Origin of the sequence: Paenibacillus whitsoniae (assembly GCF_003955665.1) — a bacterium.
In the GTDB taxonomy this organism is placed as follows: Bacteria; Bacillota; Bacilli; order Paenibacillales; family NBRC-103111; genus Paenibacillus_E; species Paenibacillus_E whitsoniae.
In genome coordinates this window covers 62,500-81,287 of record NZ_RXHU01000042.1, presented here as the reverse complement: position 1 = coordinate 81,287, position 18,788 = coordinate 62,500, and the positions used below count along the sequence as shown (strand labels likewise).

The window sequence follows — 18,788 nt, the reverse complement described above, 5'->3', positions numbered from 1 at the left end:
TGATGACGCCCGGTTCTGCGACGGAGCAGCCTAAGCAAGCAACAGCGGGGAGTATCGAGCCGCGGCCGCGTGTTCACTGGCTCGCTTACCAACAGCTGCTCGACTCGGCCTTGCCGATCGGCGGGTTCTCTCACTCTTTTGGGCTGGAGACGCTCGTCCAGCAGGAACGCATCACGTCGCTCGGGCAGCTTGAAGCTTATATTCGCGGTATGCTGCTGCAAAGCTGGGCGACCGGAGACGCGATGGTCATTAAAGCGGCTTACCAGTACATGCCGCAGATGGCCTGGCAATCGCTGTGGGATGTCGATCACATGCTGCATGTTGCGAGAGTTAGCCGCGAGGCGCGCAATGGGGTGCAGAAGATGGGTCGCCGTCTTCTGCAATTGGCGAAGGCGATGCATCCAGATGTGAGCTGGAAACCGCTGGAGGAGGCCGCACGCGAGGGCCGCTGTACCCTTAGCCACCCGGTCGTGCACGGCTGGATGTCCTATTTGCTAGGTATCCCTTTGGCTCAGGCGGCTGAAGGCTATCTTTACAGCTGCACGGTCACTTGCATCAACAGCGCGCTTCGACTGATGTCCATCGGTCAAACGGAAGGACAGGTGCTGCTGGCTCGACTGATTCCTGCAATGGCGGAGGCATGGGCGCAAGCTGCGCACCTGGCGCCGGAAGACGCTTATATGAATACGCCGGCCGCCGATCTCGCTATGATGCAGCATGAAACGTTGTATTCCCGTTTGTTCATGTCCTGAATCTAAATTTGAGGAGGAATCTCTATGTGTCAAGGAAATGGTCATCATCACCATCATGAACCGTGGGAACAACCGCAGACGGACCGTACCCGCCCGCTGCGTATCGGCATTGGCGGGCCGGTCGGCTCAGGCAAAACAAAGCTGGTCGAGCGCCTCGCACGCGAGCTGCATGGGCGCTATAGCATCGCCGTGATCACGAACGACATTTATACGAAGGAAGATGCCCGTATTCTCATTCATGCCGAGGCGCTGCCGGAGGAACGAATCATCGGCGTGGAGACGGGGGGCTGCCCGCACACGGCGATCCGCGAGGACGCTTCGATGAATTTCGAAGCGATTGAGGAGCTCGAGAGCCGGTTCGGCGATCTCGATATGATTTTTATTGAAAGCGGCGGGGATAATCTGGCGGCGGCGTTCAGCCCCGAGCTGGTGGACCGCTTCATCTATATTATCGATGTGGCGCAGGGGGAGAAAATCCCCCGCAAAGGCGGTCCCGGCATTATGCGTTCCGATATGCTGATTATTAACAAAATCGATCTTGCCCCTTACGTCGGTGCAAGTCTGGAAGTGATGGACGAAGATACGCGGAAAATGCGCGGCGAACGGCCGTACATTTTCTCCAACTTGATGGGCGGTACGGGCCTGGACGACATCGTACGCTGGGTGGAAGGCGAGTACGGCTGTGCCTAAGCTGACGGGCAGCGTTGCGGCGCGCTTTACGGCGCAGAACGGCCGTACGCAGTTAGTGGAGCGTTCCCACGCTGCGCCGCTCAAAATCGCCAAAACGTTTCGTTATGCGAATGAAACGATCGATCCTGACACGCCTCCTGTCGACCAGGTGGGCGTGTATATCATGGACTGCTCCCCGGGTCTGATGGCCGGGGACCACTATGAGCTCCGCGTGGAACTGGGCGACGCGGCGCGCGTGTATGTGACGAACCAGTCGTATACGAAGGTTCATCCTGCAAGGGACGGCGTCGGCGCTTCGCAGCGCCAGACGCTCCGCCTTGCGCCCGGCGCGGTGCTGGAGTATATGCCGGAGCCGCTGATGCTATATAAGGACGCGGTATATACGTCCGATCTTGATGTGTACCTGGCAGCGGGTTCCGCGCTGCTGTATGGCGAGGTCATTTGCCCCGGGCGCACGCAGTGTGGCGAGGTGTTTCACTACACCCGTCTGGCAAGCCGAATGCGGGTGCAATATCAAGAGAAGCTGATTTATTATCAGCATCAGCAGATCGAGCCCGCCGTGAGCGCGATGAACGCGCCGGGGGGCTGGGACAGCGAGACACATCTGGGGAACCTGTATGTGTTCTCGGATCGCCTCGGTCAGCGCCATCTGGATGCGATGACCGCCTGTCTCGAGCCGCTGACGGGAAGCTCCGTCCGCGCCGGCGCGAGCCTCACGTACGAGCACGGGCTCGTCGTGACGGTGATGGGGCGCCACGCGTGGGAGCTGCAGCGGGCGCTGAACATGGCATGGCAGCAGATGCGTCGGTGTCTGCTGGGATTAGCTCCGCTGGTGGCGGCGAAATAGCGCGGCCAGCGTTAAGAAAGAGTCGGGATTCTGCATCCGGCTCTTTTTCTTTTTTCGAATCCTCATTGGGATCGAATGGCAAAAGCCTTTTCCACGCATACTGGGAGGGGTAGTTCAAAAAGTCGCCTTAGGAGAATCGACAATCTGATGACAAACGCTGCTGCTTCATTGTCAAAAGATGTAGGGGTTGGTATGATGGGAATGTTCAATTCATACGTCATTCGGAATTTCGACATAGAGGAGGTTTATTCAAGATGGACAATCAAGCTGTTTATGAGAATCTTTCGAGCCGCGAATCGGCCGGGGCGGATTCAATAGAAGCTGAGCTTAGGCAGGCATCGGGGCCTGTGACGTTGAAAGATTTTTACCGGTTGGTGAAGCCGGGCATTATTTACTCAAATCTGATGACGGCTTTTGCCGGTTATTGGGTCGCAGCGCAGTGGGATGTAGACTGGATTCACTTGATTATGACGATGCTGGGCACTGCGCTTGTGATGGCGGGCGGCACCGTACTGAACAATTATCTGGATCGGGAAATGGATGCGAAGATGGAACGCACGCAGAATCGTCTGCTCCCAAGCGGTCGCATCTCCCCTAACGTGGTGCTGTGGTACGGCATTGTGCTTGGCTTGATCGGACTTGCAGTGCTGTACTTCGGGGCGAATTCGCCGCTGGCCTGCTTGATCGGATTGCTCGGACTGTTCTTGTACGTATGGCTGTATACAGCATGGTTCAAACGCACATCGGTGTGGAGCACTTTCGTCGGCGCGTTCTCCGGTGCGACGCCGCCGGTGATCGGTTACTGTGCGGTTAGCGGTACGGTGGATCTCGGCGCCATTCTGCTGTTCTTGTTCCTGTTCCTGTGGCAGCCGCCTCATTTCTGGGCGCTCGGTATTCGCCGTATGGAAGAGTATCGCAATGCAGGCTTCCCTCTGCTGCCGGTCGTGAAAGGTACGTATGTGACTAAAATGAGTATGGTGCGCTACGTTGTGCTGCTTGTACCGGTAACGGTCATGCTGACGGCGTTCGGCTATGTCGGATACATTTTCTTGGCGGTTTCAACGATTTTGGGATTGATGTGGGTGTTCATGAGCGTGAAAGGCTTCCAGGCAACCGGCGAAGCGGAAGTGATGTGGGCGAAGCGGATGTTCTTGTTCTCCCTCTTGTATTTGACGCTCTTGTCCGTATTGATGGTCGTGGACACAGTCAAACTATAAGCGAAGCGTGGGGGAAGAGACAGAACATGGGGACTTTTCTGGAAAAAAACTGGTTCAAACTAGCCGTCGGCGTTATCTTGGTGGCGATGATTGCTTCATTTGCTTATAAATTGCTGGCGAATGGCGGCAAACCGGATGAACGGCTCACCGCCATGAAAGCCGCGCCGTCGTTCAATCTTAAAGATCTTGACGGCAAAACCGTCACGTCACAGGACATGAACGGAAAAGTACAGCTTGTCTACTTCTTCTATTCGTTCTGCCCGGACGTGTGCTTGCCGACGAGCTACATTCTGTCTCAAGTACAGGATGAACTCAAAAAGAAAGATCTGCTCGGGTCGAAAGCCCAGATTCTTTCGATTACCGTAGATCCGACGCGCGATACGCCGGAAGTGCTTAAGGCGTTCGGCAACCGTTTCGAATCCAAACCGGTCCCTGGCGGCTGGACGTTCCTGCGCGGCGAGGAATCGCAAGTGGCGAAGCTGGCCGAGGATTTCGGCATTATGGTCATTAAAGAGAAGGACGGCAACTTCTCGCATTCCAATGCGATTCTGCTCGTCGATCCGAAGGGGCAGCTTCGCAACTATTACGATGCGAGCAACCCGGAGCTGACGGTCGATCACATTGTAAAAGACGTCGTGACGCTTTCGAAAGGTAAATAGCTTTTACTCATAAGCAGGATAGGAATCGGCATCAGGATAGATGATGTGGGCTTCCAGTCCTGCTTTTTCTAATTGCTGGATGAGGTAGTCCTCCGGCGTTCCTTCCACCCCGGCATATCCTTTGCGGGTATAGATATGCTCCGCGTCAGGGAACGTATCCCGCAGGAGGGCGCGAATTTTTTTGCCCGATGCATCGTTGTCGGTGAAGATGTAGACGTCCCGGTCACCGATTTTTTGCTGAAGCTGATGAAGGGTTAGGGAGCTTGGTGTGCCGAAGGTGCAACAAATATCAATGCCGCTGTCCAAGACGTGTCGGAGGCGGCTTTTGTCGTTTTTTCCTTCCACAATGATGGCGATTGACATGAGGATTCCTCCCTTGTTTTAGAAATGGAATGCTTTGGAGGGGATGCTGTTAGTATACCCTGATTTGACGAATGTTCCAACAGGTGGAGGCGTGCAGACATTTCCCGGGAAATGCCACTTTTCGACATATAACGCAAAAAGCCTGCCGGAGACAGGCTTTCCAAACGATGAGTTTTGAACTGCGTTACGTCGTCACCGGCGCTTTGAACGTCCGCAGCGGCAGTAAGGACAGCGCCAGCATGAGGATGAAAAAGGCGATAAAGTACGAGGAAATCTGTCCGCGCAATTGACCTGCCAGCATAGGGCCGATGAAAGCACCGATCGAGTAGGAAATCGAAAGCAGCGAGAACATGCGGCCGTACCGGTTGGCGCTTGTGATATTGGCGAGCAGGGCGGCAAGGGCGGGGTAGATGACGCCTTTCGCCATCCCGATCAGGAAAAGGGAGACTGTCAGCGGAATCGGCCAGTTGATTGCCAGCCCGAAGAAGATCACGGCCAGTGCGAAGCTGCCGCACACGGTGCGCAAGAACGGCGATACGCGGTTCAGGAACCAGAACGAGATGCTGAGCAGCGCACCGAGAGAGACGAGTGTGAAGAACACGCCGGACGTCAGGATCGATTCCCGCGCCGATTTCATCAGCGGAAGTTCGAAGAAAAGGATGCCCTGCGAGCAGGACAAGGCCATCGGGATGAGAAAGAACAGCCAGGGAATGGCCGGGCCGCCCGAGGCGGAATCGTTGAAATCTTCGAACGCATGATGCCCATGTCCATGCGCGTCCAGCGGCGCCGGGGACGATGGCTCTTTACGAAGCAATTCCTTCTCCCTTACGCCAAAAATGGCGAGAACGCCGGTAGCGATCAGCACCCACCCGAGCACGGAAAAAGCGGTTGTAAAGCCGATTTTGGCGACGAGCACAGCGCCTGCTGCCGGAGAAACGACAGATGCGAGCGTGTGCACGAGCCCGTTGCCGGCCATCAACTTACTTTGATGGATGCGGTCCTTGGCAATGCGCGCCAGCAGCGAGAGACAGGCCGGTGAGAGGAAGGCGAGCACGAAGCCCGAAATGGAGCGAATGTAGAGCAGGTGCCACGGATCCTTGACGCTGGATTGAAATAACAAGATAATCCCTGCTACAATCAAGGAGAAGATAATGAAAATTTTGCTCCCGTATTTATCTACCCCGAACCCGGCCATGACGTTGCCCGGCAGATGGGTCAGCGAATAGACACCCATTATGAGCCCGATGAAAGAAGGGGCCGCTCCCAGTGATAAGGCGAAGGGAGATAGAATTGGGTACTGCGCGTGCAAATCGAAGAACGCGACGAACATGAATAAGTACAGCCAAATGGCTGTTCGCATGGTCTCACCACCTCGGTCATAATCTTGTCTATGCTTAGATGTACGCCCCTTGTCCGAAGGATATGACGTTTCCCCATAAATGACACAATTTCCTGAGAGCAGGTGAGAAGGACCTATGGATCCTATCATTATTATTTTGCTAGGCGTCGTTGCGATTTACTTATTGATCCGGCTTCGGCACTCGTTTCGCAAAGTGAAAGGCAGCATGGACCGGACGGAAGATATTCAACGTCAGCTTGCCCGATTGCGGAAAAAAAGAGATGAAGATTAACGAGTCTCTGTAGTATGATAGGAAGGGAATTTGGAAGATAAAGAGGAGGATTCGTATGGATCAGTGGATTACATTTGCCCAGGATCGCTGGTATTTGATCGTTGGTGCCATTATTGTACTTTTTATTATAGTCGGAATTGTGAAAACCGTCGTGAAATGGGTGATCGTTGTAGCCGTCGTTGCGGCGCTGCTCGTTTATGGGGCCAGCTATAAGGATAAAATACAGGATATTGGGGCAAGTGTCGTGTCCCAGGTTGGTGACGAAGTGAAGGATAAAGCGGTAAGCGCGATCACCTCGGAAGCGAAGGATGCGAAGTTTAAAGCGAATCCGGACGGCTCTTTTGAAATTACGACGAAAAGTCTCAAGATCGAAGGAAAGTCCGGCAGCGACGAAGTTCAAGTGACGTTTTTAGGCAAAACGTTTAAAATGAACGCAAACGCTGCGGTGAACGAGCTGATCGAGAAAGCGAAAGCGAACGCCAAGTCCTAGTCGCCAAGTCAATTTTTGCGGATAAAAGGGTGGTGAACGCGCAATGTCAGATGGGACTTGGTTATCGTCTGCTTCTATGAATCTTATATCCATCTTGATTGTGCTAACGATTGCGGGCTCGGTGATTCAAGGGATACTCCGGGGGGCATCCGGCTCTGCGAAGCATCTCGTCTTTATGCTTGTGGAAGCCGTGATTGCGCTGGTGTCCATCGTGATCGCGTGGCAAGGTGTTCAATGGCTGTCGCCGCATGTACAGGCATGGCTGAAAGCGCAAAATCTGCAGGTGCCTTCAGCAGAAATCAGCTCTTTGAAGCAAGCGTATTACACTGTTGTGACAAGTCTACGGGATTTTCCGTTGCTGCGGTTCGGCGTGCTGTTCATACTTGGATACTTCCTGGTCAAGCAATTGTTGAATGTGGTTGTGGACGCTGGACTCGGGCGCTGGCTGCATGTGCGTCAGGCCAATCCATATCACCGGAAATCGTTCACGAGTTCAGTGACCGGCGGTTTGATCGGTTCCGTTGCGGGACTGGCGAGAGCGCTGATGCTTATTGCGATTTTGTTTATTTATGTCACCCTGTTCCCCCATTCGCTGGTCACGCCGTATATCGAATCGTCTCAGATGTATCAAAAGGGGGCGAACGAAGTCATTTCTCCGTTTACCGGGGAATTTATTACGGAGAAGGCGCCGGTCTTTACCCGGGCGGTGGAGCAGGAATTCTCGAATATTTTACAGCGCAAGTATGAAGTGCTGGATGCCAAAATTCCCGGTAATATTGCGGACGCGGCCAAAGAAATTACGGCCAATGCCCAGACGGACGAAGACAAAGCGAAGCTATTGTACAGTTGGGTCGGTTCGCGCATTCAATACGATTGGAACAAAGTTGATTTATATGAGAACCAGCGCATTTGGAAGGAACAGACGCCGGAAGATACGTTTAATACGAAGAAAGGTGTCTGTATCGACTACTCCAGGCTGTACGCGCAAATGGCCAGAGCCGTCGGTCTGGACGTCAAGGTCGTCACTGGACTTGGCTACGACGGGCAAGGCGGATACGGTCCGCACGCGTGGAACGAAGTGTATCTCGCCGAATCGCAGAAGTGGGTACCCCTTGATTCGACTTGGGTATCCAGTGGGGGGAACTGGTTTAACCCGCCTAATTTTGACCGGACGCATATTCAAGATGCATAGATGAGGAGCTCGGCATGAGAAAGCCATTGGAAGCCTATAAAATGATTTATCTGGACGCCGGGGATACGCTCGTGACAATCCCTGCGGCGCAGACGATTTTGAAGCAGTATCTCGGCCTGCGGGCTGTTGATCGGGATGAAGCGCATATTCATGAACTTTTTACCGAGGCGTTTCGTCTTTTTTATTATGTAGAGAAAAAAGACAACTTTGCGGTGTGCAGTCCGGAGTCGGATCGCGCCTTCTGGGTAAACCTATACAAGCACGTGCTGCATAAGCTCGGCATCCATGAGGAGTGGACGGAGGAGCAAATCTGGGCCTGCTGCCATGAATTGTATGAGATGTACACGGCACCGGCTTACTATGAGTTGTTCGACGATGTGAAGCCTTTTCTGGAAAAGCTGAAGGCGCGCGGTTTCCGGATTGGCGTGGTGAGCAATTTTGCCCCAACCTTGCGCGCGATTCTGGCCGACAAAGGGATTTTGGACTTCTTTGAAATCGTACTCGTATCCACCGAGGTGGGATTGGAGAAGCCGGATCCGGCGATTTTCCAGTTGGCGCTGGATAAGGCAGGTATCGCGGCGGAAGATGTGCTGTACATCGGCGATCATGAGACGAACGATATTTGGGCTCCGAATCAAGTTGGGATTGATGCGGTGCGCATTTTGCGTTATCCGTACCACCATGGTGAGGGCATTGGCTCCCTGCTGGAGTTGTTCGGAGATCCGTCCGTCCACGAAGCAGTTACGAGCTGCGATGAAATTAGCGGTACTTGATTTCGTCGCAGTCTCCGTTAAGAAAGGATTTGACGAAGCATGAAATCATCCATCATGGATGATCCGAAGAAACACGAAATCACAAAGAAACGGCACTTTTCCTTTCGGATCAATATTTTTTTCTTTGTTACGTTTCTTTTATTCTCCGTCCTGATAGTGCGGCTGGCCATTTTACAGTTCGTGCAGGCGAAGGAATTGAAGGAAGCGGAGAACACGAATACGAACCAAACGACCAAAATTGCGCCGATCCGGGGCAACATTTACGATTCCACCAAATCGCCTCTGGCGTACACAATTCCGGTGCAGTCGCTTTTTTTTCGGATCGAGCCGGGTCAGCAGGATAAAGATGAAGTAATCGGGCTTGCGCGCAAGCTGTATACCGACGTATTTCAGAAGTACGGCAAGGCGACGGCCAAAAACCCTTCGCCAGAAGAGATCGTGCTAGCCATGGATCTTGGTTACGATATTAACAAAGAACCAACTAAGGCTCCGAGTTATTATTCGGTGCCGCGACGTATTAAAGCGGATTTGTCCAACGAGGAAATCGCCTATTTGCTGGAGCACCGGGATGAGTTCAAATGGCTGGAAGTGACAGAGGAAAGTATCCGCACATATGCGATGGACGATGACAATACAACGACCATTGCGACTCAGTTAATCGGGTATACGAACGTTTTTTCCACACAGACAGCTAAGGACATGTACAAAGACGATCCAAACGCTCAGGAATATCTGGCGAGTGAGACGGTTGGCTTTGACGGAATCGAACGGATGTATCAGGATGAACTGCGCGGGAAGAACGGTACGAAAAAATATCCGGTTAACGCGGCAATGAAAATCATCGGCCGGGCGGAGGTAACAGCGCCGGTTAAAGGCAATAACTTGTATCTGACGATTAACAAGGATATTCAGAAAACGACGGAGAAAATGTTGGCCGATCACATCAAGTACTTGCGCGACCCATCCCATGCCAGTAATCCTTATTTACGGCCTGGTATGAAGGCGGCGTCTGGCTTCGCGGTTGCAATGGAAGTAGATACAGGGCGTGTCGTCACCATGGCCAACTATCCGGACTATGACGCGAATGTGTGGACAGGGGGCATTTCCACGCCGATCTATAATGAAATTTTCACGTACATTAACAACGGAACGATCCGAACAGCCAAAGCGAAGTACCCAGATGAAAAGGAAAACGCCAAGCATCCATCTTCGATCGTCTTCATGGGTTCGACAATTAAGCCGTTGTCCGTGCTTATCGGGCTGAAGGAGAAGCTGTATACGGCAGGTGAGAAATATAACGATACGGGCACATTCTCGTTTGGTAAAAATAACAGCAGTTCGATTTCCAACTCCGATCGGGCCGTATATGGATGGATTAACGCGACAGAGGCCATTGAACACTCCTCCAATACGTTCATGTCGGCGAAGGTCGGCATTCCGTTTTGGGATAAATTCGGGCGTGAGAATGCCAACGTAACGGCCAAATGGGCCGAGTATTTAGCGAAGTTTGGTATCGGCGTCACGACAGGAAGCGGCCTGCCTGCTGAATCTGCAGGGACCAACGATTTTATAGCCAACGCGAAGAAAGACAGTTATCAGTCTGCGATGGTCTACGCTTCTTGGGGACAGAACGAAAAGACAACGACGCTGCAGTTGGCCCAATATGCCGCCACGCTGGCATCCCACGGTAAGCGGATGAAGCCCTTGTTCGTGGATGAAATCCGCGACTACCAGGGGCAGCTCGTGAAAAAAATCGAGCCGGAAGTCATCGAGGACGTCTCGAAGGAGTTCGCCGCCGCCGATTGGAATACCATTATTAAAGGCATGAAGAGCGGCGCGGAAGGCATCGAGGAACTGCCGTATAACGTTGCGCGAAAAACAGGGACATCGACCCAGCAAGTTGCCGGCGGTACCGTCGATAACGCGGTGTTGATCGCATTCGCACCGGCCGAGAATCCGAAGCTGGCCGTGGCGGTCGTCGTGCCAGAGGGCGGCTTCGGCCGTTACGGCGCCTCGCCGATCGCCGCAAAAATCTTTGAGGCATACGATGCCGCGAATGATGGCATTTTGACCAAAATGGGCGGCGGCAAGAAGCCGTGGTAAGTGAGGAAAGAGTGGGCTGCAGCCCACTCTTTTTTCGTATTTTCGGCAGGTTGCGCTTCGGCAGCTATCCCCGTCGGTCAGGGGATTGCGGCCGCATCCGCGCTTCGGATACTATCCCCGTTGCTCAGAGGAAGGGGAGCTCGTACTTTGGCATCCCAGCAATTGCTCAAGAAGTTGGCAGCATGCAGGGAGTGTCACGTCCGCTTTCTTTCACGGAGAGCGGGTGCCGAGAAAGGTCATATTCTGTGTCCGGGCCAGCCCTTCGGATTCTATCCCCGTTGCTCAGGGAAAGGAGAGCTCGCACTCTGGCATCCCAGCAATTGCTCAAGAAGTTGGCAGCATGCAGGGAGTGTCACGTCCGCTTTCTTTCATGGAGAAAGGGGGTCGAGAAGGTCATATTCTGTGTCCGCGCCAGCCCCTTCGGATACTATCCCTATTGCTCAGGTGAAGGAGAGCTCGCACTCTGGCATCCCAGCAATTGCTCAAGAAGTTGGCAGCATGCAGGGAGTGTCACGTCCGCTTTCTTTCATGGAGAAAGGGCGCCGAGAAGGTCATATTCTGTGTCCGGGCCAGCCCTTCGGATTCTATCCCTATTGCTCAGGGAAAGGTTGCGCTTGCAGTCGTCCTAATGCTATCCAGCCACAGCCAAACCGTTTATCAACTGCAGTTCGTACAACAAATCAACTCAAAACCGCCAATTTCCGCTGTTTCTTGCAAAAACTACATTAAAAAAGTCAAGTATGGCTGCCAAAAGCCGATTTTCCTGACAAGCAAGCAAATTTAGATGTACGAAATACAGGTTCTTGGTGGAAATCCAGCCAAAACGAAAGCATTAAATGTACAATTTGCAGGTACTGGCTTTTAGGAGTGGGCTGCTATGCACGTTGACTCGGGGATTCCAGGTTACTTATCAGCAGGAAGAAACTTAGTTGTCCATTCATTTCTCTAAACGAGTGGTGATCAAGCAAACTGGTTCCATTCTAAGCGTACATCACATGCTCCCACGGGTGAGTGAAATGCCCCTGAGAGAAAGGGATAGCCTTTGAAGAGAAGTTCGTCTAAAGAGAGACGTCGATCTGATGATGGTTAGAGCGAGAAATTTGGCAAGAAGAGACGCTGAGCCGGTGGGGCTGGACGCTACGATTGTCCTCTGCGAGGGAGATGGGAGGTACCTGAGAGAAAGGGATAGCCTTTAAAGAGAAGTTCGGCTAAAGAGAGACGTCGATCTGATGATGTTTAGAGACAAATTTGGCAAGAAGAGACGCTGAGCCGGTGAGGCTGTGCTCCACGATTTTCCTCTGCGAGGGGGAGGGGCCCCCCCTGAGAGAAAGGGATAGCCTTTAAAAGGAAGTTTGGCCATAAAGGAAAGGAACGCTGGGGAAACGCGATTCAGTTTCAGCTCGCAGCTCGTGCACTGCACCATCGCCTGCTTATGTGCATATTCTGTAGGAAGAGGGAAAGCCCTCTTTTACCCCGAAAGTTGCACTGAGTCAACTTTTGTGCACAGAGGAAAGGTGGTCGAGAGCGCCATGAAAAAGAAACGGCTGTCCGCATCGGTGAAACGCCTGCTTATTTCCATCATTTTTCTGTAATCCGCTTGCTGAGCCTGCCTTCATTCTATTTCCAGAACGGCCGCTGAATATGGTATACTAATGTATCGGTTGTCCAAGAGAAAGATTGATGAGGGTACGGAGGAGTGAGTTTTAGGCTATGTGTGGAATCGCGGGAATGATGTTTTTTGAAGATAGAGAACCAACGGAAGCAAATCTAAGACAAATGATGGATGTGATCGTCCACAGGGGGCCGAACGATGAAGGCTTCTGGACGGAGAATCGCATCGGCCTCGGCTTTCGCCGCTTGTCGATTATCGATATTCAAGAAGGCCATCAGCCACTGACGAACGAGGACGAGTCGGCCTGGATTATTTTCAACGGTGAAATTTATAACTACAAATCCTTAAGAGCGATGCTCCAGGAGCGGGGGCATGTCTTCCGCACCCACAGCGATACGGAAGTTATCGTCCATTTATACGAGGAGTACGGAGAAGAATGTGTCCAACATTTGCGCGGGATGTTCGGCTTTGTGATCTGGGACCGCAAGAAGAAGCAGTTGTTCGGGGCAAGAGACCATTTTGGGATTAAGCCGTTTTACTATCATGTGAATGACCGCCAGTTCCTGTTCGGCTCGGAGATCAAGAGCCTGCTTGCGGCAGACGGCATGAACCGGTTGATTCAAACGGACAGTTTGCTGAACTATTTGACGTTCCAATACGTTCCGGAGCCGAACACGATGTTCCACGGCATTCATAAGCTGCCGCCGGCGCATTATGTGAAAGTCACATTCGACGGGCAAATGTCGATACATAAGTACTGGGATCCAATGTTCGAGCCGGTAGACAAGCCATTCGACTACTATGTTGAAGAGATTCGCGAAAAGTTGAAAGATTCCGTGAAGCATCACCTCGTCAGCGACGTCGAGCGGGGCTGCTTCCTGTCGAGCGGTATCGATTCCACCGCCATCGCGACGCATATGCGGAACATCGAGCCGATTCGCACGTTCTCGGTCGGCTTCGAAGGGCCGAACAACGAGACGATCATCGCTGCTCAGACAGCTGCGACGCTCGGTACGGAGCATTACGATAAAATCATCACGCAGAATGATTTCTTTAATACGCTGCCGAAAGCGATCTGGCACCAGGACGAGCCTGTTGCCGATCCTTCGGCGATCGCGCTTTACCATGTGGCGCAGCTCGCGCGCGAGCATGTGACGGTTGTTCTATCCGGCGAAGGCGCGGACGAGCTGTTCGGCGGCTACCGCATCTATCGCGAGCCGCAGTCGCTGCGCGCGATCGAAGGGCTGCCGCCGGCGCTCAAGCGCATGCTGAACCGCTTCGCGCGCATGCTGCCAAGCGGCGTCAAAGGCCGCAACTACGTGCTCAGGGGAACGACGCCGCTGGAAGAGCGGTTCCTCGGCAACGCGAAGATTTTTACCGAGGATATGAAAGCCGAAGTGCTTCGCCTCGACAGCGAAATGCTGCGCGCGTACAAAAATCCCGTGCAAATCGCCGGTGATTACTACAGCCGCACGAAGCATCTCGACCCAGTGTCCCGGATGCAGTACATTGATATGAACCTTTGGATGCCGGGCGATATTTTGATGAAAGCGGACAAAATGACGATGGCACATTCGCTTGAGCTGCGTGTGCCTTTCCTGGATAAGGAGCTGTTTGAAGTGGCTCGCCGCATCCCGGCGAAATATCGCATCGCGAACGGCACGACGAAATATATTTTTCGTAAGGCGATGGAAGGCATCATTCCGGATCCGATTCTGAACCGGCCGAAGCTCGGCTTCCCGGTGCCGCTGCGTGACTGGATGAAAGGCGCCATGGGCGATATGGTGATCGAGCAGATCAAGTCGAGCGGCATCGAGGATTACATCGATACGGCGGCGGTCGAACGCATGCTGCATAAGCACCGGAGTGGTCAAGGGGACTACGCCCGCCGCTTGTGGACGATTTATATTTTTGCCCTGTGGCACAAAACGTTCATGGAAGAACTGCCGAAAAAAGTGCTCACCGCCTACTAGAATGCAGGTTAGATCGAAGGACAACGGGAGGGGATTGCATGAGCGGGTACCGATTGATTGCACTGGATATGGACGGAACGCTGTTGGACGAGGACAAAAAGATTTCCGCGGAGAATAAAGCTGCCATTCGCCAGGCAACAGAGGAAGGCTTTATCGTGATGATGTCAACGGGGCGCGGTGTGATCAGTGCTTTGCCGTTCGTTCGGGAGCTGGGACTGAACTCGCCGATGGTGATGGTGAATGGAAGCGAGGTCTGGTCCTCGCCGGATAAGCTGCTGCAGCGGACACACATGGATATTGCGATTGTCGAGAAGCTGCACCAGCTTGCGCTGGAGCAGGATTGCTGGTGGTGGGCATATTCGGAAGAGGGCGTGTTCAATCGGGAGAAGGAAGAGCTGAACCTCCGGGAGCAGAAGTGGCTGAAATTCGGCTTTTTTACGGAAAATGAAGCCAAACTGGAGCGCATTCGGGATATTGTAACACGTTGGGATAATACGGAGATTACGAACTCTCATCCTGCGAATCTCGAAATGAATCCAAAAGGCGTCAGCAAAGCCAGCGGGATTGCCGCGGTTTGCAAGCTGCTGGGCATCTCCATGTCTGAAGTGATCGCGGTTGGCGACAGTGAGAATGACATGGCAATGATCCGCGAAGCGGGACTCGGTGTAGCGATGGGGAACGCGCAGGAACGAGTGAAGGCAATGGCGGATTTCGTTACGAAGACGAATGAGGAAAGCGGCGTCGCGCATGTGATCCGCGAGTATATGCTGAAGAAATAGTACGCTACGATCAAAAGGAGGCACCCACATGGTGACCTTGGCTTGGGTTCTCGTCATTCTTTTATTTGTCGTCGGCATGGCCGGTGCCGTGTATCCTGTGCTGCCGGGCGTGCTTGCGATATATGGCGCCTTTTTCCTCTATGGCTGGCTGATCAGCTTTGAGCCGTTCGGCTGGTGGTTCTGGACCATTCAGACGCTGATTGTGGTGATCATCATAGTCGCGGATTATGCCGTGAGCGCGCTTGGCGTCAAGAAGTTCGGCGGCTCCAGAGCGGCGGTGATCGGCAGCACCATCGGGCTGATTATCGGGCCGTTTGTCATCCCGGCGTTCGGCCTTATTCTGGGCCCGTTTATCGGCGCTGTGCTCGGCGAGCTCATTATCGGGACGAACTGGAAGCTGGCCATCAAGTCCGGGATAGGCTCGGTGCTTGGGTTCTTTGCAAGCAGTGTCGTGAAAATTGCGCTTCAGCTCGTCATGATCATCCTGTTCTTCATTTGGATCTTCTAAACGACGGGCGCCGATTCTAAAAAGGCAAGAGAGAAGGAACAGACGTTGACGAAGGTAACGAAAGATTCATTGGTCAAAGGAACGCTCATTCTCACCGTAGCCGCGCTTGTAGCGCGGTTTCTCGGTGTTTTTCAACGGATTCCGCTTGTGCATCTGCTGCATGAGGAAGGGATGGGCAGCTATTCCATCGCTTTTAACTTATATTCGATTCTGCTGGTCGTCGCAACGGCAGGGATTCCAAGCGCGCTCAGCAAAATGGTTGCGGAGCGCTACGCGCTTGGTCGCCCAGCCGAGGCGGACCGCATTTACCGTGCTGCGGTCATGTTTGCGCTGGGCGCCGGCGTGCTGATGACGGTGCTGCTGTACGGCTTTGCGCCGATCTACGCGGAGAACATCTCGCATGGTGGACCTGACGCCACGCTGGCGACGCGGGCCATTGCGCCGGCGATGCTTGTTTTTCCGCTGATCGCCATTATGCGCGGCTATTTCCAAGGTCGCCAAAATATGATGCCCAACGGCATTTCGCAAGTCGTGGAACAAATATTCAGATTGATTACGTCGATCGCTCTGGCTTACTTCTTACTGAACATCTCGCTTGGCTGGGGCGTCGCTGGCGCATCCTTCGGCGGCGTGATTGGCGGTCTTGCCGCACTGGCGGTCATGCTGTATTACGCGATGAAGCAGAAGCGGCGCGACGCACTTGTCGCTCCCACTTCCGTCATGAAGGAAACGGCGGAGCAAATGAGCGCAGCGAAGGCGGACATGCCGATTGCAGGCGGTGCCCTGAGGTATCGGGATATTTACCGAAGCCTGCTGAAGCTGTCCATTCCGATCGTCGTATTCTCCGTCACGGTAACGCTCGTCTATGCCATTGATACGTCGATCATCATTCCGCTGCTCGAAGGCTCGATCGGCCGCAATGAAGCGCTCGGCCTGGTGGGTATCCTCGGCGGCCGCGCGCAATCGCTGGCAGGATTGCCGATTATTCTCGCGGTCGCGCTGAGCCAATCGGTTGTGCCGATTATTTCCGCCGCGTACTCGCGCAAAGATTACCAGCAGGTCGGGAAGCAGACGTCGCGCGTGCTCCAGCTTGCGATTTTGTCCGGGCTGCCTGCCGTTCTGATGATTGCCGTGGCGGCGCGGCCGCTGGACTTTTTCCTGTTCGGCCATGAGGATACGGTATACGGCATCAGCCACGGGCCGCATATGATTGCGCTGCTGACGCTCGGCGCGATGTTCCAGATCGTGATGCAAACGTCCGGTGCCGTGCTCATGGGCATGGGCCGCATGAAGCCGTTGATGGCGCATGTGGTCGTCGGCATTGCCGTCAAACTTGCAGGAAGCTTCCTGCTCGGCAATATGTTCGGCATTTACGGGATCATTGTCTCCACTGGGCTTTGCTTCATTGCGATGTCGTGGCTGAACATTCGCTCGCTGCGCAAAGAAATCAAGTTTACGATACTGGGCAGTCGTTTTGCTGGACTGGCGGTTACAGTCGCCGTCATCGCCGCCGTCGGCACGGCCATTGAATGGCTGACGCACAATTACGTGGCGCTCACGCCGTGGTTCCGACTCAATGAGGCCATCAACAGCGTGATCGTCTGCGGCATCGCCGTAGCGATGTATCCGGTAATGCTCATGGCGACGCGCGTCGTGACCAAAGATGACGTCAGCTCCTTCCCGGCGCCGGTGCAAAAGCTGATCCGCAAAGCAGGCCGCTTGCTCGGCCGCCGTTAAGGGCAAGCCTGCGCGGCAGGCTTACCGCAAAATCTTTTTCGCCGCCTGGGCGGCCAGCACAGCAAGCTCGAGCTTGCTAAGGGCGAGCCGCATGTCGGCGGCCAATTCATAGTCGGACGGAATGGGAACCTCTCGCAAATAGGCGAGAGGTTCTTTCGCGTCCGACGCGAGCAACCAATCCCCCGGCTCCACAGGGGCCAGGGGGCGGTCCGGCCAGACCGCGCCGAGCGGCGGGCTGTAGAACGGGCTGGCGCCGGCCTTCAAGGCGAGGCCGTCCAGCCGCTCTTGATACTTGACCGCGGGCGGCGCCTTGCGGATCGGAGCAAAGAGCTGGGGCCAATAGTCCGCCCGCGAGCCGGTGTGCGGCCTGGTCGAAGCGAAGCGGACGATGCCGGCGTGTAGATGCGGGATGCCGAAGAGGACCCCGTACAGGCTTTTTCCGAAAGCGATGCGCTCGCGAACGTCGGCGAACTTCTCGAGGATAAGCCCGGCGACGCGAAACGCCATCTTCCCCGCATCTGCCGCACCCGCAGCAGTACCGCTTTCCGCATAAGGGAAGCCGACTTGATTCAGCTGCAGCCAGCCTTGGGTTTTGAACAACGAGGTATTGATCACCGTTTCCTGGAAAACAGAGTTCCGGACGACCCGTTGTTCGATATAATGCTGTTCATTCACAATTAGACCTACGGTTAATAATGCGCTGTCCTGCTCCTGCCAGAACGTCTCCCAGATCGGTGTCATCCATAATGAGATGTTGAGATAGGGAAGCAGGTGAAACAAGCTGCGCCCCCGGCGCCGCCCCTCCAGATAAAGCAGGAGTTGCGGGTAGGCATCTTGGAAGATCAAGGCGTTGGCGCGCTCCAGAAAAGCAAAGAACTGTTCTGTCTCTTCGTTCCTCATGAGAAGGGGCAGCAGCTCTCCCCGCAAGTCCGTCATGCACCAGCCGCCATTACGGGAAACCATATGCGCAAGCAGCGCCCAGTGCAGCTCCGGCGCTTGCCGATAGCATGCCAAGTACGCCTGTGTGCGGGTGACGTTGTTGCGGTTCGCCGCGCCGGTGGCCGCTTGAATGTTTGCGAGGATCGCGAGGTCCTCGGCAGTAGGAGGGAGCGGCATGACGCCTGCCTGTTGAAGGGTATGAAGTTCATCCAGCCTGCGTTCAACCTGGCGGATGGATTCCCGAGCAAGCGGGATGTTTTTTGGTATAGCACCCGCATCCGCCGTTGTCGCTGAACCTTGTGCATCGGCATCGCTGAACCAGACGGAAGCCTGCTGCTTAAGCAGTTGAACGAATGCGGACGGTATTCCTCTCATTTTGCCCAGCCAATCTTGCGGATTCGGTTCTTCTGTCTGCATGCCTTTCAACCGACCTCCAAGCATCAAGGGATAAGGCCTTCAGGCCGTAGTGTGCGCGATTTGACTAACGTATATGTGAGAGATTGGATATGCACCCGTTCCGCGT

17 protein-coding genes are annotated in these 18,788 nt (G+C 54.1%); 14 read left to right on the top strand and 3 right to left on the bottom strand.

From position 1 onward, the window contains the following. Window positions 1-2 precede the first annotated feature (2 nt). The 5 genes from EJQ19_RS15090 to EJQ19_RS15070 all read left to right on the top strand — a co-directional run bounded on the left by EJQ19_RS15090 (window position 3) and on the right by EJQ19_RS15070 (window position 4,165). Window positions 3-752, top strand: coding sequence for an urease accessory protein UreF (locus tag EJQ19_RS15090; RefSeq protein ID WP_126142063.1), 750 nt, complete (start codon window positions 3-5; stop codon window positions 750-752). 24 nt (window positions 753-776) lie between these two features. Further along, entirely contained in the window at window positions 777-1,442 is a 666-nt protein-coding gene (gene ureG / locus EJQ19_RS15085) for an urease accessory protein UreG (protein ID WP_126142062.1), read from the top strand. After that, on the top strand, window positions 1,435-2,289 hold the full coding sequence (locus tag EJQ19_RS15080) for an urease accessory protein UreD (RefSeq protein WP_126142061.1): 855 nt from the start codon (window positions 1,435-1,437) through the stop codon (window positions 2,287-2,289). Before ureG ends, EJQ19_RS15080 begins: the two co-directional genes overlap by 8 nt. 254 nt (window positions 2,290-2,543) lie before the next feature. Next, window positions 2,544-3,506, top strand: coding sequence for a heme o synthase (gene cyoE, locus EJQ19_RS15075; protein ID WP_126142060.1), 963 nt, complete (start codon window positions 2,544-2,546; stop codon window positions 3,504-3,506). 26 nt (window positions 3,507-3,532) lie between these two features. Further along, window positions 3,533-4,165: an SCO family protein gene (locus tag EJQ19_RS15070; protein WP_126142059.1), complete on the top strand. Its 633-nt coding sequence runs from the start codon at window positions 3,533-3,535 to the stop codon at window positions 4,163-4,165. A gap of 3 nt (window positions 4,166-4,168) precedes the next feature. Here the strand turns inward: EJQ19_RS15070 and EJQ19_RS15065 are convergent, their stop codons facing one another. Next, the gene (locus tag EJQ19_RS15065) at window positions 4,169-4,528 is read right to left on the bottom strand and encodes a toprim domain-containing protein (RefSeq protein ID WP_126142058.1); all 360 of its coding nucleotides are present in this window, start codon (window positions 4,526-4,528) and stop codon (window positions 4,169-4,171) included. A gap of 184 nt (window positions 4,529-4,712) precedes the next feature. Further along, on the bottom strand, window positions 4,713-5,888 hold the full coding sequence (locus EJQ19_RS15060) for an MFS transporter (RefSeq protein ID WP_126142057.1): 1,176 nt from the start codon (window positions 5,886-5,888) through the stop codon (window positions 4,713-4,715). Between the two features lie 115 nt (window positions 5,889-6,003). Between EJQ19_RS15060 and EJQ19_RS31840 the strand changes: the two genes are divergently transcribed. The 9 genes from EJQ19_RS31840 (at window position 6,004) to EJQ19_RS15020 (ending at window position 17,326) form a co-directional block, all read left to right on the top strand. Next, on the top strand, window positions 6,004-6,159 hold the full coding sequence (locus tag EJQ19_RS31840; RefSeq protein ID WP_164716560.1) for a hypothetical protein: 156 nt from the start codon (window positions 6,004-6,006) through the stop codon (window positions 6,157-6,159). Window positions 6,160-6,214: 55 nt separating this feature from the next. Further along, the gene (locus EJQ19_RS15055; protein ID WP_126142056.1) at window positions 6,215-6,649 is read left to right on the top strand and encodes a hypothetical protein; all 435 of its coding nucleotides are present in this window, start codon (window positions 6,215-6,217) and stop codon (window positions 6,647-6,649) included. 43 nt (window positions 6,650-6,692) lie between these two features. After that, window positions 6,693-7,841 carry a transglutaminase domain-containing protein gene (locus EJQ19_RS15050; RefSeq protein WP_126142055.1) on the top strand — a complete coding sequence of 383 codons (1,149 nt, stop codon included), beginning with the start codon at window positions 6,693-6,695 and terminating at the stop codon, window positions 7,839-7,841. A gap of 14 nt (window positions 7,842-7,855) precedes the next feature. Next, window positions 7,856-8,614, top strand: coding sequence for an HAD-IA family hydrolase (locus EJQ19_RS15045; protein ID WP_126142054.1), 759 nt, complete (start codon window positions 7,856-7,858; stop codon window positions 8,612-8,614). Between the two features lie 39 nt (window positions 8,615-8,653). Beyond that, window positions 8,654-10,717: a peptidoglycan D,D-transpeptidase FtsI family protein gene (locus tag EJQ19_RS15040; RefSeq protein ID WP_126142053.1), complete on the top strand. Its 2,064-nt coding sequence runs from the start codon at window positions 8,654-8,656 to the stop codon at window positions 10,715-10,717. 1,710 nt (window positions 10,718-12,427) lie between these two features. Further along, window positions 12,428-14,302 carry an asparagine synthase (glutamine-hydrolyzing) gene (asnB, locus tag EJQ19_RS15035; protein ID WP_126142052.1) on the top strand — a complete coding sequence of 625 codons (1,875 nt, stop codon included), beginning with the start codon at window positions 12,428-12,430 and terminating at the stop codon, window positions 14,300-14,302. 38 nt (window positions 14,303-14,340) lie between these two features. After that, complete coding sequence (locus EJQ19_RS15030; RefSeq protein ID WP_126142051.1) at window positions 14,341-15,081, top strand: Cof-type HAD-IIB family hydrolase; 741 nt, start codon at window positions 14,341-14,343, stop codon at window positions 15,079-15,081. Between the two features lie 28 nt (window positions 15,082-15,109). Beyond that, entirely contained in the window at window positions 15,110-15,589 is a 480-nt protein-coding gene (locus EJQ19_RS15025; protein ID WP_126142050.1) for a DUF456 domain-containing protein, read from the top strand. 45 nt (window positions 15,590-15,634) lie between these two features. Then, complete coding sequence (locus EJQ19_RS15020; RefSeq protein WP_126142049.1) at window positions 15,635-17,326, top strand: putative polysaccharide biosynthesis protein; 1,692 nt, start codon at window positions 15,635-15,637, stop codon at window positions 17,324-17,326. Window positions 17,327-17,347: 21 nt separating this feature from the next. Here EJQ19_RS15020 and EJQ19_RS15015 read toward each other — a convergent pair whose 3' ends face one another. Then, window positions 17,348-18,682 carry a DUF2515 family protein gene (locus EJQ19_RS15015; RefSeq protein ID WP_241242917.1) on the bottom strand — a complete coding sequence of 445 codons (1,335 nt, stop codon included), beginning with the start codon at window positions 18,680-18,682 and terminating at the stop codon, window positions 17,348-17,350. Window positions 18,683-18,788: the final 106 nt, after the last annotated feature.